This window comes from Yersinia fenwicki, from assembly GCF_043099325.1.
Lineage (GTDB): Bacteria > Pseudomonadota > Gammaproteobacteria > Enterobacterales > Enterobacteriaceae > Yersinia.
In genome coordinates this window covers 2,872,343-2,886,668 of record NZ_CP170755.1, presented here as the reverse complement: position 1 = coordinate 2,886,668, position 14,326 = coordinate 2,872,343, and the positions used below count along the sequence as shown (strand labels likewise).

Sequence of the window (14,326 nt, the reverse complement as noted above, 5' to 3'; positions counted from 1 at the left end):
AGCGTGACAATCGCAAAGATAAAATTCTGCAAATGACTATTTGTCATCAGCATTTCTATTCAAAATTCGTTCAGCCTGTCCTGACTGAGGATAGTGGGTAAAAATAAGGAACGTTTCAAATGTTAAGTTTAGCGATTACAACCCAAAATGCTTTCTATGAGTTAGGTTTGCATTCTCTACTCCAGAAGGTTTTTAATAAAGATGGCGTTGAGGATTATTTATTCCTTAATCCGCATGAAAAAAAATCGATACATCGGGCTAATGTGATATTTAAAGATTTTATGGTGATCGTCAATATATACCAAGAGAACGGGTTTATCGCGAAGTGTACCAGTAGTAATCATACTCCGATGATGACAGTCAACATTCCTTTTAATAGCAGTCAGCTCGATATCTATGACATCATCTCTAAAATCAAGAAAGTTTTGGCCATTGCACGCCTCAGTCACTGCAATATGATGAACAGCGATATATTTAGACGGTTGGGACTTAAGAATTATATCCAACTCTCTATCACTGAAAGTCGAGTGGTAGAATTGACAGGACAAGGTTATACGATTACGGATATTTCAAATATACTTGAACGCTCTGAAAAAACAGTATTAACCCATAGGAGAAATGCGATAAGAAAGCTGGGTGTGTTAAATCGCTTAGAGTTTTATAATTATGCTTCACATATGAAAAATTATAGTAATAAAGAAGCTGTTTTTATTTGCATCTGATTGACAATGTATTGCCCGTACCGATATATCATATGCTGTTTTTTTTAGTAAATTGCCTTAACTCCCCGCATCATGGTGAAATTATCACTTCACGCTATATTGGATAATATCGCGCGAAGTGATTCTTGGCTGATATTAACGTGCAGATATAATTTTTGGATTAAAGCTATTAATAATTTGTACGTAATGTTTACGTTGATGTTCAGTAAACTCCCCCCCGGTCGTAGTCAAAGTGAAAATAAGTACCACACGATTAGCTGGATTTGAGATGGCATGATGCGGCAGTAATACGATAGATTGTACCTGGCGAGTAATTTCACCATCTTGCAAAAAATTGTTTGCCACTTGTACTACGGGAAGTTTCGCCGGACCAAGCTCATGTTTGAGCAATTTCCCCTCAATTTGAAATCCAGGTAATTTATTGCGTAATGCTTCCATCTCTTTTTCACAGAAATCTTCAGGTGTTTGTTCTTCATCTAATAAAGCACGGTTAATGATAATGGTATATTCGTGATTATCAGGATCTCTGAACATTAAAATGTTCACTGACTGATCCAGAACCGGGGCCGTTGTCAGAAAGGTGCCCTCAAAAATAGAATAAGTAGAAGAAATAGCACTCATAGGATTTTAAGCTCCTGCATTTTTGTTATGTATTGGTAATAACAGCACTTCAACGCGCCGATTTTGATCTTGTCCTGCTGGTGTATCATTTGATGTGATCGGTTCTGATGCACCCATTCCTCGGATAATGAAATCTTCTTTTGCCAGTGCACTGTTTTTGATCAGCCAGTCCCGAACTACAACTGCGCGTTGTTCGGAAATTGTCATATTGAATGCTGCACTACCGGTATTGTCCGAATGACCGATAATGAGAATTTTTCTTCCTTTATACTGTTCTACCAGAAGTAACAGGGATGCCATAGTTTCGTTTGTTTGCGCATTGGGTTTCAGCTTTATGCTATTTGAATCAAACATTGGAGCCATTTGGGTAGAACTAAACGCAGGAATATCTTGATAACGTTCAATTTGGTGATTTGTTTTATCTAATAGCGGCGCGCATTGAGATAACCCCCATCGTGTAATGTTGATTATATTCAAACAGTTAGAATAAACTTTGGCCCTGTCAGTTAACTTCGAAATATTATCAGTAATATGTTGTATGGATATATCGTTCATATTATCCAAAGTAACCATTTGTTGGCTAAATTGGTCATGGCGATTTTTTTCTTGTGATAAAGAATAGGCTATGTGTACTGCTAACAGTAGGGTGGCAAAACCTAAACTCCATAACCATCTCGGCGGTGTTGGGGTTTCAATAGCAGCCGATTTCACTACTGGAGCTATCAGTGGTTTTCGCCAATTAATAACTTCCGGGAAAGGTGGCCGTGATAGTGATGAGGCCAAACCAGGCAGAATCCCCAATGTTTTCTCTAGCCATACCGACCAGGCACCATGCTTGATAAACCCTTTTCCGTTATCGGACAAAATTACATCAGTCAGCTGTAATGATGTGTGGGAAAAGAGATTTTTTAAGCTATTTGTCACGCCAGATTCGTTTAACCAAATAAACAGATTATGTGCAATCGCGTGACGCTGGGATGAGAATGCTGTACTGCTAGTTTCTTGCAACTCAAGTTTTTGGCTCAATGCTTGGAAAGCAGCCGTGATATCGATCTCTTTTTTATTGGCGAGATTAATATTTCCAGTCCAATATGCATTATCAGGATTATGGCTAAGGCGTTCCTCACTTAACTGAATATAGATAGCAAACACGCAGGATAGGGGAGTTTGCAGGGGTAATGCCGAAAAGCTATTCTGCCATTTTGTTAGTTGTGAAATGATAATTGATGTACTTTCATACACGTCAGGCAAGAACGGGAAAAAAGCCAATACCTGCGCAGATGGATGATGTGTCGCTATATGTTTGAGCCTTTTTTGCAATGATTCCGGATCAGGAATTAAGATCCAAATAGCCTGACTGGAAAAACGCGTATTATCGGTAGCTCCCGGATGACTAAACCATTTGGCGGCATAGGGGCCAAGAATCAAAATGACGGTATTCCCCTGATGCGCAGTTTCTACAACCACCGGCTGAGGGGGCTGTTGTGGTTCTGGCGGAGAGGGTTCTGGTTTAAGGGTGTAATGTTGCCAGACTGTGAGCAGCAATAGAGCTAGGAAAGCAATAAAAACAGCATTATTCCATAACGTATTTTCATACAAAGCCAGACTTGCTATTAATGCGCCACAGGTTGCCAACCAGAGCAGTAATAGCGACTTATTTAATTTGAGCTTAAACATTTAAGACAGATCACCTAAATAACGAGAGCACAAAAACCAAAACGCGCCCAGCGATAACAGGGCTGTAAAGAGAGGTAAGCCTAACGATCGCCAAATTTGACGTGGCTCAGATGTTTGTTCTATTTCGAGAGGTTCTTCATTGTGACCTGTTTCCTCCGGCTCCGGCTCTGGCTCCATGTGAAGATAATCGTTATCCATAACCAGATTAGGCTGTAATAGCTTATGCCCATACTGTGCAAATAATTGCTGTGATTTCACATCACGGATGGGTAAATTACGCGAGAGGACGAGTATTTTTAGCGTATATTGGCAGATGATTTCGTCATCGCTATTTAATAACGCTTCCAGGCTGACATTATCAGTAGGAGCTGGTGTACTGTAACCATAGAAATAGTCTAATAACAAATAGCCATCCCAACTTAACCCCTTATCTTTAATTGTATTTTCAGTACGTTTATCCAAATAGTGGCAAAGCTGGTGACATAACCTGTCGACTTCGATAGGGGGATGTTGTTCTGATTTCAGTGTGATGCAAAATGCCTCGACCTGCGCAATCAGTTTTCGCTGGAAGCCGGATAATGACGGAATAATGCCATTAAAAGATAATAAGGTGTCAATGCTTAAAATCTGCTTGAAAATGTCTTCGCTTTTCACCAGGGTTTCTCCACAACATCACCCCAACCCTGCAATCGAATATAAGGACATATTCTGACAGAGCATGGGTTTGAATCCGTTTCGGTATTAAAGGCCAGTTTTAACTCAAAACTTGAGTCATCGGTTTTGGTAATGATTTTATTCATGTTGCTGATATCAACATTTTCCGCCATAACTTGAGTATTTTTCGCGTTATAAACACCTATGTGCCACCACTCCACATCTTCACGGGTGAAATCGGCTTCGCTCTTCTCTATTTTTAGCGTTTTTTTATTGACCAGAATTAAGGATTCTAGCCACTGCTCGTGGGCGGTTGGGAGATCAGTGAAATAGCTCACTTTGTCGGTGCCGACGACATCTTGATGTACAGCTCGCTTGCTAAAACTAACCCCGAGACGATATTCAAATTCTTGTAAGGTGCGTTGTGAGCCCAATGTATAACAGCCAAGTTCTGCGTTGCTTTGTTCAGTGCCCAGAAGAGTACGGACACGACTTTTAGCGATTTTGTCCCGTTCCCACCAGGCAAGTTCCACCGCGCCAGATTTCTTGGCCTCATTATTGTGATCAGACCAAACTTTGCTGTGCTTGCTGCGAGTATAGAAATGCCACAGCAGGATTTTGTGCGGAGCGTAACAATCATAGCCATGAGTAAACGCACGGGCAGCCATGGCAATTTCTTCGCCTAGAAAGAAAATGTCTGGATCGTTGGCGACATCACGGACAAAGCTGCCATCGGTGAATATGAAGCCAGCGGCTAAATATCCGCAGCGCACGGGAGCATTTTCGGTAAAAGGCGTGGACATCATTTGCACCATGCCTTCAGAGCTAAAAGTATTAAAAATCAGCCGACTGACATAATCTTTTCTGTTTTCATTCTCACCGGGTTCATAACCTGGGGGATAAGCGGATAACACTGGCTTAGGGCTTTTGTCTCGCAGGCTATTTAACATCGTGACCATTTCATGATCCCAGTGTTGAATAAATCGGCAATGGGAGTCTATTTGCAAGAAGTAGGCTTCATCCTGAAAGAGTCCTTCAGCCATATGCCTTGCCCAACAAGCTCCTTTGCTCTGATAATAATGCACAGCTAAAACCCATATATGCGCTTGGTTATATTCCAATTGATGTAATGGGTAGCCAAGATGGGTTTTACTTTCTATCAGCCGCATGCCCTGGTTAATGAAAGTATTAATGTCATTTTCATCTTGCCAGAAAACCGCAATATTGAGATTTTTGGGGCTTTTAGCTGTATTTATCATGTCATGTAGCGTCGGGATCAATTCTGAATCCCGATAGCTCGCAATGCTCACAAAAATAGAAGATACAGACTGCATATATAATCCGTGTAAATTAACAGTGTTAACCAAATGGGTTAATTAACTTGCAAAATAATTTCTGCGGCGGCACTAAAGTTGCCGTTAGCGGGTTTGGCTGTGGCTGATACCTGTTCAAGGGTGGCTTTCCACTTGAATTCAGCCGTTGTCGCACTAGCGATATTGAGTTTTTGCTCAATATCATTGCCATTAGGCGCCAGTAATTTCCCGTTACCGTCGCTGATTTTTATGCGCATCCGATCATCCTGGCCATCCTTGTCTTTGACTTTAATGTAATTTCCATCGGCAGTTGGCGTTTGCGTGGTAATGGCGGCGGTGGCTGAATATTGCCCATAATCGGTTTTACAGGTGATATCAAAATCCAGATTGCGCTCGACTCCATTATTCAATGTGCTTGAGGTTACCAGGCCAAAATCGACAATTTTGGTACCGTCAAAAGTACAGGATGGGGTGCTGATAATAGTGATTTGGCCAATAACCAGTTTTTGTGCGTAGCTGCTTTCACTATTACTGTTCACCCAGTTGTAGGCCGCAGTACCCGCTGGTAAAACCTCCTGACCCGCAGGATTAGTCAAGGAGAGTGTCTCCTTGGTTTTATAAAACTCAATTCTAAAATAGGAGTTAGGTGGATATGTCCAACGGCCAATTTCAGTGGTAAATGACATTTTCGCGCTAGTATTGAACGTACCAAAGGCAGCCCCATTACTCCACATGGGCTTAATGGCAATACCGTCGATATTGGTGGCAAATAATCCCTTACCCAAATCTGCCCCTATCAAGGTGGCGACATTTTTGCCGTAAGGGTTACCAATGGCGCAATCGACATAAGTCACTCTGGTCCCTTGCGTTGCTGAATCCGCCTCGGCAATAAATTTGGTGGTATCGGCGGCTGCATCTGCATCAATAGTGATCGTTAAAGCAGATATATTCATGGTTGATGGCTGAGATCCGCCGTCTTTGCTTTCTGTATCAATGATACAGATGGCGCTTGCTTGCCCGGCAGTCATCGCGCCGAATGCCAATATAAAAAGCGTCCTTGTCATGGCTAACTACTCCTGTCCTGCATCAAGTTTAGAAATCAGTTCTGGTGGAATGATTTGCAGTAATTCACCAAAGCTTTTGCCAATGGTTTTTTCTGAGAAAGACAATAGCGCGATCACTGGGCTGCTAGGCTCGGTAGTTGCAAACCATTGGCGTACTTCAATGAGTCGAGATAAAGCGTCCGCGCGATTTTGAATTCCTTTTGGCGCGATTGGCACTTGTGCTACAACGGCTACTGGTGGTGGCGATTGCAATGGTGGCGACTGTGGCACGGGCGGATAAGTGGGCGTCGCAGTATCAGCGGGTACACTGATTGCGGTGACTATTTCCTCAGGCTGCCATTCCGGAGCTGCTGTATAGACTTCAGTGGCCTCGGACGCCGTAATATATTCAGGCGTTTCAAAGGCTGCGATAGGTGCGATATCGGCCATATTGCTTCCACCGAAGTGGCGTAACACCGTGGTCAATCTGACGAAGTCAGGGGTGACATCACCGAGAGAATGGTTAAGACGAGCGGTTAATTCTAATAGCAATGCATAAGCTTTTTGCAAAGAGAGGATCGCGCTATCGGAACGGGCCTGCCAATCATGTTCAATGGCTTGCAGAGTCGCTTCTTCCAGCGCACCTTCTTCGCGCGGGAACGAATATGCTTTCTCAAGCTCTTTGACTGATATTTGCATTCCTGCGGCTTTAGGCAGTGGTTGGTTGCGAAAATCAGCAATAAAACCATCGATATCGTCTAATTCCGCAAAAGCATTAGCCCGCATGAAAGGTTCAAATTCGCCTTCATCAAGTAACTGTGGATGCAGATCATCCGGCCAGGCACTCAGACACCACAGCAGGGCTTCCAGCCCTTCTTGCACCGCACTTACGCCAATTTGACGCATTCGACAGCGCATCAGAATAATCAGTAAACGGATGTCACGTGCTTTGCCTAGCAGCTCAAGGCATTTTCGCTCGGTATCGGTCCAGTTGGTAGGCTCCGCGACTTCAACAAAGTTGCCGTACTCAGCGGTCAGCTTGGGTTGCAGTTTTGTTTGCAGCATCAGAAATGCCGAGTCATATTCCAAACTTGGGCCGCAAGGATGATCACCCGGAATAGGCTGCATCAGGCGATGATAATAACCGGTGCTATCAGCGATACTTGGTACACTCATGTTTATTCCTTTCAACGCCATGGGTGGACGTCGTCAAATTTTTCGCTCTCGGGCTTAGCCGTGATGCTGATGGGTTAATAACGGTGCATTTCGGGTTCGAAACTCATTCCGCGTACGTTGGCTGAGACATCCTCCCGGGCTAACCAACTGGTGTATCCCAACTGGCTAGTGCCCTCCAACGTAGCGGTTGGAACCTCATTGGCGGTTAATAACAACTGCACTTCCCACGCATATTCAAATCCGACAAAGTTACGAACCCATTCACGTAATACCGGTAAATCCTGTCCTGATGGGCTGAAACGCAAATACTGTTGCAGGCTGAGCGGGCCAAGTATCAGCTCGAATTTATGCTGTCGGTCTAAAACGGTGTCGCCCAGAATGGCTCCGTCACCTAACAGCATCGCCGAGGCACTATCGCCCAATTGCGTCTGGTCACTTTTATCCAGAAAGATCCATTGTTGGGCGTATTCGACTATGCTGACCGGCACTTCAAAGTAGTATTGCAATGCACCGACTAAGCCTTCTGGGTTACGAGCTTCACGAATAAGGTGGGCGGATGAAGCGAGATGAGCATGCACTGGTAGCGCACTATGTGTCAGCTCCGCTGGATCTAAACCGACCAGGCTGCCGATATAAAAAGAGAATTTCTCATCATTTTGCCTGTCAAGCGAAGCAGTGTCTTGAGAGACAAACCATGCACGATAGAGCTGTGATAGCGCCCGATGATGAAACAGATCGGCAAAGTCGGTCAGTGTATGGTCATGCAACTCAGCTCGGGTGTAGGCCAGTTCGGTCATTTGTAACGGCATCGCGCCGTGAGGCCCCCAGATACCCAGACCAAAAAGCTGCAGGTCCATCTTCCCGTCTTTCATTTCAACATGTGCTATCTCACGAGGTGAGAACGCCATATTGGCACTTTGGCCGATACGGAAGGTTTCCTGTTTCGGCAGCATGGCTTTAGCGGGAGCGGGCATATCGGGCGTTCGGGCAGCATTCACCCGCATCATGCTGATAAAACCAGCATTCCAAGGCTCTGCTTGCTGATACCAGGTTTCCAGATTGAGTTGGCTCTGCTGCTGTATGCTGTCGTCGGGTTGCATCACAGCACTCCCCGGCGACCAGGACGGGCTTTCCACTGAGCGACACGTCCTCTTTGCATCGAGTGCAGTTCAGTCTCGGTAAACACATTAATCGCGGCATGGCGTGCCAAATAGTTTTCCATAATCAAGCCAAACAGATAGGGGCTGATGCCAGAGAACCCTTCCTCATCGACGGTCAGGGTGCAACAGATCCCACGACCATAAACCAGTAAGCCATTACCGGGTAGTCGTCTGATTACCGGCTCGCTTTTGCAGCCAACCAGTGCATCGATTTGTGTATTCGATTCGAGATCTGAGGCGCTAACAAACAGACGCAGCATGTTACGTAGCGACTCCCCTCCATTAGCATGGGTCATATCGGATAGCGGCAAGTAGTTGAAACTGAGCTGACGGATTAATCGCCAGGCTGATTCATCTATCGCAAAAGGAGCCCTAGGGGGGCTGGGCTGAAATACAAAGTGCGCACCGTGTACTGGCGCTGAATCCGACATGGTTAATTCAAAATTTCCATTACTGGTAATCAACCGTGGCAGATCTCGGTTAGTCACCTGCGCTTCAATGGATAAATACCGCAGATTATCGCCGTAGGGCGCTTCTTGTTGATCAACCAGCGAAACGAAGACCTCAGTACTGGCATAAGGCGTACGGGTGTCATATTTACGCTTATTGTTCTGACTCGTTCTGGGCTTACGGGTAATAGAAAAATAGCGACCAAAATTACCATTATCGCAATGGCGTGTTTGGTAGAGGGGGTTAAATACCACCTCGTTACTGGTTTCCGCTTGTTGACCAAAGACTTTCGTGATGGAGAAAACTTCGTAATCGAGCGGGCGGCTTCGGTCGGGCACCACATGAAAGTCATTCAGTGCACGATTAATCTCAATTTTGTCCATGCGCTTCTGGAATAGATTAATCACCGGAGTGCAGTTCAATAGGAAGCGAGAAGGGGCAACATGACTCACCAGCTCCTGTGGCAGCCGGTCCAGTAAGATAATAATCTCCGCTTCGTTGGTGTGATTATTGCGTAGACTTTTGGACAGTTGAGTCAGCGTGAAAAAATAGAACCGCTGGCGGCAAGTGAAGTATTCCTGCATCAGGTTATGGCCATGAAAAATATTCCACGACAACGGCAGTAGGCTTTGATCCGGGCTTAACCCCTCAAAAGCAAGAGCGTCATTACTTATCACGGTATCTTCAGCTGTCACGCCGTGCCCTGCACGGATGATAGTTGCAACATGGCTGGCATGCAGAAGTTCAAAGATGTGAGAGACTATCCTCTCGTCACCATTAATATAGATAGGCAGGCGATCCAATCCTGCTAGCTGCGAAAATTGCAGGTCGCCGACCAGTTTCAGCTTAATGCGCAAGGCACCCTTTAGCCGATGATAGGCGATACGGTGCTTTTCCAGATTAGGCATATCGGGAGGAATAGAGCTTAGGCGCGCTTCTGTTATCTCCAGTGGCCATAATCCGACATCCTGGCCACTGCGAAATTCACAGCGGGTCGTTTCACCTGGGGCAATATGGGTGAAAAACGAACTGCCACGAGGGACATTATAGCCCTGAGTCAGATCACCCTCTTTTAGGTTTGGCTTAAGTTGAATCACTCCCATTGAAGGGGTGGGGGAGTTGTAATTGGGATAAACGATATCCAGCAAGCGCTGAGTAAATTTAGGGAATTCGGCATCCAGCTTAATTTGTGTTCTGGCAGAGAGAAAGCAGAAAGACTCGATCAGGCGTTCGACATAGGGGTCAGCAACTTCAATCCCGTGCATGCCTAAGCGGCCCGCTATTTTAGGATGCTTATCTGCGAATTCCTGCGCCATTTCGCGCATGAAAGTCAGTTCTTTATTATAGTAATCAAGAAATTTGTGATCCACTTACTGCCTCAGTTGTTATGTCAGCTTTATTTCGTCTAATCAGTCGAGTCGTATCTGTTGATATTCACTTATTCGGATTTAACGTATTCAGCGATAACGAAACAACGGTTTTATAAATTATGTATATGCATGGGGGAATAATAAAATTAATTTTCATCCATTGCATTTATTATGCGGATGAAAATTCACAATAACTATTCTTTAAATCCTGTTTAATAGGTAAATTATTACACGCAAGATTTTTTGGCTCAATGCCATTTAAAGTATCGATAACTATTACATAGGTGCTTTCTGTTGAATATTCAATGCAAACAACGTGTTAAATTGTTGTCGATATGTAACTTTAGGACTTTGTTATGGGCGAAATTCCTAATTTAATTCAGTCACTCTTTCATGTTTTTCTCATTTTCTTTCTTATTTGTAGGAATTTTCGCTTATCGAAAAGTGAATTATCCTACATTAACTTTTTTAGTTTTTAGAATATGTCACTTTGCATGTTAAATTAATTTGAGCAAAATTCTTAAAATGCGCAATATTTAATAAATATACTTTCGTTTTTTATTTTACCCCTTTACTCTTAGCCCCACAAAAGTTCGTGGCGTAATAATAATGACCTCGCGATGCTCCGCAAATACGCATAAACATATAAGCTGATATACACATGTAGACATAAATACATGCAGGTGTGGATACAGTTAAAAAGACCAGGATAAACAACGTGGCTATTACAAGGAAAAATCTTTTCGGCAAACTGGATGCCACTCTTTTCAAAGGTATTGAAAGTGCCACAACGATTTGTAAGTTGCGTGGCAACCCTTATGTCGAGTTGATTCATTGGGTGAACCAACTTTGGCATCAAGAAGATAACGATCTAAAACATATTGTTCGCTATTTTGCTGTTGATGTAGATGCTTTTGAACGTGGCTTGGCTCAAGCACTTGCCCGTTTGCCCGTCGGGGCAACCAGCATCTCTGATTTTTCATACCATATCGAATTAGCAATCGAACGGGCATGGGTGTACGCCAGCCTGGAGTGTTTAGATACACGTGTTCGCAGCGGACATTTATTGCTGGCAATGCTAACCAATATGGAATTGCGCCGGGCACTGTTTGCTATTGCTCCAGAAATGGAAAAAATTCCACTGGAACATTTGAGCAGCGATTTTAACTTTATTACGCAGGGATCGCCCGAAACCAATGAAGCGGCCACCGATGGCAGCCCAATGTATGACGGCACATTACCCGGCGAAGCCAGCAATGCAATTAATGGAAAAAGTACCGCGACATTGGCGCAGTACACTACGGACCTGACTGCATTAGCCCGTGAAGGCAAGATAGATCCAGTACTGGGGCGCAACCATGAAATCAGTACGATGGTGGATATTTTACTGCGTCGTCGGCAAAACAACCCGTTGCTCACCGGCGAAGCTGGCGTGGGTAAAACAGCCGTAGTTGAAGGTCTGGCGTTGGCGATTGCTGCAGGTGAAATGCCTCCAGCACTGAGTCAGGTGAGTCTGTTAACTCTGGATGTTGTCGCTCTTTCGGCGGGTGCCAGTATGAAAGGCGAGTTTGAAGCACGCCTGAAGAATGTTTTAGACGAAGCAATGGCTTCACCAACTCCTGTCATCCTGTTTATAGATGAAGTTCACACGCTGGTCGGCGCGGGGGGAAATGCAGGAACCGGTGATGCAGCTAATTTACTCAAACCCGCACTGGCGCGCGGTCAGTTACGGACTATTGGCGCGACAACCTGGAGTGAGTTTAAACGCCATATTGAAAAGGATCCGGCGCTAACTCGTCGTTTCCAAGTTCTTCAGGTCGATGAACCTAATGAAGATACTGCCATTTCGATGCTACGTGGATTGACTCCAGCGTTAGAGAAACACCACGGCGTATGGATTATGGATGAAGCCTTGCAAGCTGCTGTGCGATTATCGCATCGTTATATTCCTGCTCGGCAGTTGCCGGATAAAGCGATCAGCCTGCTTGATACTGCTTGTGCGCGAGTTGCTGTCGCACAATTCTCGCAACCGGCAGAATTGCAGCAATTGACTTTCCAGAGTGAGACCGCGCAAACCGAGCTGTCATCGCTGGAAAAAGCCCGACATTTCGGAAAAGGGCAGGACGAGCGTGCAGCGCTATTAGAAGCTACGATTGCCCAGCATTCAGCAGCGGCAAACAAGCTTGAAGAACGTTGGCAGGCAGAGCGTGAATTGGTCGCTGCCATTACGGCTACGCGAACGGCGCTGTATGAACTGGTGTCGCAACCAACGCCTGATGAAGAAAAACGCCAGCAGCATCAGCAGCAATTGGCACAACTGGAAGAGCAATTATTGCTCATTCGCAGTGCACAGCCGTTGGTGCAAGCTGAGGTTAATGCGAATGTGATCGCCAACATTGTTGCGGATTGGACCGGGATTCAAGTAGGGCAAATGCTCAAAGACGATATTCGTGCCGTGATGGAACTGCCGCAACGTCTCGAAGAGCGAGTGATTGGCCAGCCTCATGCATTAGTCCAGTTAAGCGAAAATATTATGACTGCACGTGCGGGGATGGCAGACCCAAGGAAACCGCTGGGCGTCTTTATGTTGGTTGGTCCTTCCGGTGTGGGTAAAACAGAAACAGCATTAGCCATTGCGGAAAGTATGTATGGCGGTGAGCAAAACCTTATCACGATTAATATGAGTGAATACCAAGAGTCACACACGGTTTCCTCATTAAAAGGCTCGCCTCCGGGCTACGTGGGATACGGCGAAGGTGGTGTATTAACCGAGGCAGTCCGTCGTAAACCTTATAGTGTCGTGCTGTTAGATGAAATTGAAAAAGCACATTCAGATGTCCATGAACTGTTTTTCCAGGTATTTGATAAAGGTCAGATGGAAGATGGCGAAGGGCGGTTTATTGATTTTAAAAACACTATTTTGCTGTTAACCAGCAATGTGGGTAGTGAACTATTAAGTAACTTATTCGCTGATCCGGATACTGCCCCAGATCAAGATGGAATATTAAGTGCTTTACAACCTGAATTGCTGAAAGTTTTCCCAGCAGCATTTTTAGGTCGCGTCACTGTGATTCCTTATTTACCGCTACAGCAGAGTGCGTTGCAGCATATTGTTCGATTGCATTTAGATCGTATCGGCCAGCGGTTGCAATCTCAGCATCAGTTGACCTTGCAATATAGCGATGTGGTCGTTGACGATATAGTTAGCCGTTGCGCGGTAGCAGAAACCGGCGCCCGTATGCTTATTCGTTATATTGAACAGAATATTACACCAGAAATTGGTAAGTTTATTTTACGTGACCACGATGCAATGCCAAATCAGATTGTATTCGTCGATAAGGTTGAAAATAAATTCACAGTTTCTGTGCAGAGTGAAAAAGATAAATAACAAAAGACATCAAGTTTAATGTTGTCAGCTGAATAGTTTATCTCAAAAAGGAATTTGCTGTTTCTTGTCAAAATGAAAGGCAAAAAAGAATAGGGCGTATCTGTTATACAGATGTTAACTATATGTGCTGTATTTAAATAATTTAATTGGATAGTAAACTAAAGGATGAAAGTAATGCGTAAAGTAAATCTGGCTGTATGTGCACTGGCTTTGGCTGTTTCTTCAACAACCGCTTTTGCTGCCTCAAATGGTACTGTTACCTTCGACGGTTTGTTGCAAGATAATACTTGCCAGATTGAAACGGGTAAGGAAGATGTGCTGGTAAAACTGCCAACACTTTCTACTAGCGTTCTGACCAAAAATGGTGATCAAGAAGGTTCCACAAACTTCACTATTTCTGTCGTGGATTGCCCAGCAGCTGTGACTAAAGTTTCTGCCCACTTCAACGCAATTAACAGCGATGGTGTTAACCCAACTACGGGTAACCTGACCAATAGTGCTACTGGTGGAGCAACTGGGGCTGAAGTACGTTTGTATAACCTGGATAAAACTAGCTCACAAATCCGTGTAGGTGATACTGGTGCAGCGTTCAATGTGACTCCAGGTACTGGCGAGGATGCTAAAGGTTCTGCGACTCTGTCTTACGCTGGTGGTTACTATGCAACAGCAGCAACCACTCCAGGTGTAGTGGCAGCTAAAGTTCAATACGTACTGTCTTATAATTAATCACTCATTGAGTGATAGGTTTACGA

The 14,326-nt window shown here is 44.6% G+C and carries 11 protein-coding genes; 3 read left to right on the top strand and 8 right to left on the bottom strand.

Annotated features, from left to right (window positions below; genetic code table 11):
• Window positions 1-119: 119 nt before the first annotated feature.
• Window positions 120-722 (top strand): LuxR C-terminal-related transcriptional regulator, encoded by a 603-nt coding sequence (locus tag ACF3VQ_RS13215; protein ID WP_392431448.1) that lies wholly within the window; start codon window positions 120-122, stop codon window positions 720-722.
• Window positions 723-857: 135 nt separating this feature from the next.
• Here ACF3VQ_RS13215 and ACF3VQ_RS13210 read toward each other — a convergent pair whose 3' ends face one another.
• The 8 genes from ACF3VQ_RS13210 to tssF form a co-directional block, all read right to left on the bottom strand.
• A complete protein-coding gene (locus tag ACF3VQ_RS13210; protein ID WP_392431446.1) occupies window positions 858-1,343 on the bottom strand; it encodes a DcrB-related protein in 486 nt (161 codons plus the stop codon).
• Between the two features lie 6 nt (window positions 1,344-1,349).
• Complete coding sequence (locus ACF3VQ_RS13205) at window positions 1,350-3,020, bottom strand: OmpA family protein (protein ID WP_392431444.1); 1,671 nt, start codon at window positions 3,018-3,020, stop codon at window positions 1,350-1,352.
• Window positions 3,021-3,674, bottom strand: coding sequence for a hypothetical protein (locus tag ACF3VQ_RS13200; RefSeq protein WP_392431443.1), 654 nt, complete (start codon window positions 3,672-3,674; stop codon window positions 3,021-3,023).
• Complete coding sequence (locus ACF3VQ_RS13195; protein WP_392431441.1) at window positions 3,671-5,008, bottom strand: GlcNAc-transferase family protein; 1,338 nt, start codon at window positions 5,006-5,008, stop codon at window positions 3,671-3,673. Before ACF3VQ_RS13195 ends, ACF3VQ_RS13200 begins: the two co-directional genes overlap by 4 nt.
• 38 nt (window positions 5,009-5,046) lie before the next feature.
• Window positions 5,047-6,051, bottom strand: a complete 1,005-nt coding sequence (locus ACF3VQ_RS13190) for a fimbrial protein (protein ID WP_392431439.1) — start codon at window positions 6,049-6,051, stop codon at window positions 5,047-5,049.
• 6 nt (window positions 6,052-6,057) lie between these two features.
• Complete coding sequence (locus ACF3VQ_RS13185; RefSeq protein WP_392431437.1) at window positions 6,058-7,206, bottom strand: ImpA family type VI secretion system protein; 1,149 nt, start codon at window positions 7,204-7,206, stop codon at window positions 6,058-6,060.
• A gap of 74 nt (window positions 7,207-7,280) precedes the next feature.
• Window positions 7,281-8,306, bottom strand: coding sequence for a type VI secretion system baseplate subunit TssG (tssG, locus tag ACF3VQ_RS13180; protein ID WP_392435578.1), 1,026 nt, complete (start codon window positions 8,304-8,306; stop codon window positions 7,281-7,283).
• On the bottom strand, window positions 8,306-10,186 hold the full coding sequence (gene tssF / locus ACF3VQ_RS13175) for a type VI secretion system baseplate subunit TssF (protein ID WP_392431435.1): 1,881 nt from the start codon (window positions 10,184-10,186) through the stop codon (window positions 8,306-8,308). The genes tssG and tssF overlap by 1 nt, the downstream gene beginning before the upstream one ends.
• A 718-nt stretch (window positions 10,187-10,904) precedes the next feature.
• Between tssF and tssH the strand changes: the two genes are divergently transcribed.
• Together tssH and ACF3VQ_RS13165 are read left to right on the top strand one after the other, a co-directional pair.
• Window positions 10,905-13,574: a type VI secretion system ATPase TssH gene (gene tssH, locus ACF3VQ_RS13170; protein ID WP_392431434.1), complete on the top strand. Its 2,670-nt coding sequence runs from the start codon at window positions 10,905-10,907 to the stop codon at window positions 13,572-13,574.
• A 174-nt stretch (window positions 13,575-13,748) separates the two neighbouring features.
• The gene (locus tag ACF3VQ_RS13165) at window positions 13,749-14,300 is read left to right on the top strand and encodes a fimbrial protein (protein WP_392431432.1); all 552 of its coding nucleotides are present in this window, start codon (window positions 13,749-13,751) and stop codon (window positions 14,298-14,300) included.
• Window positions 14,301-14,326 lie beyond the last annotated feature (26 nt).

Coding starts and splice junctions, on each gene's coding strand:
- ACF3VQ_RS13195 (WP_392431441.1), bottom strand. CDS start 5,008: ATGCAGTCTGTATCTTCTATTTTTGTGAGCATTGCGAGCTATCGGGAT.
- ACF3VQ_RS13185 (WP_392431437.1), bottom strand. CDS start 7,206: ATGAGTGTACCAAGTATCGCTGATAGCACCGGTTATTATCATCGCCTG.
- ACF3VQ_RS13190 (WP_392431439.1), bottom strand. CDS start 6,051: ATGACAAGGACGCTTTTTATATTGGCATTCGGCGCGATGACTGCCGGG.
- ACF3VQ_RS13210 (WP_392431446.1), bottom strand. CDS start 1,343: ATGAGTGCTATTTCTTCTACTTATTCTATTTTTGAGGGCACCTTTCTG.
- ACF3VQ_RS13205 (WP_392431444.1), bottom strand. CDS start 3,020: ATGTTTAAGCTCAAATTAAATAAGTCGCTATTACTGCTCTGGTTGGCA.
- ACF3VQ_RS13215 (WP_392431448.1), top strand. CDS start 120: ATGTTAAGTTTAGCGATTACAACCCAAAATGCTTTCTATGAGTTAGGT.
- tssG (WP_392435578.1), bottom strand. CDS start 8,306: ATGCAACCCGACGACAGCATACAGCAGCAGAGCCAACTCAATCTGGAA.
- ACF3VQ_RS13165 (WP_392431432.1), top strand. CDS start 13,749: ATGCGTAAAGTAAATCTGGCTGTATGTGCACTGGCTTTGGCTGTTTCT.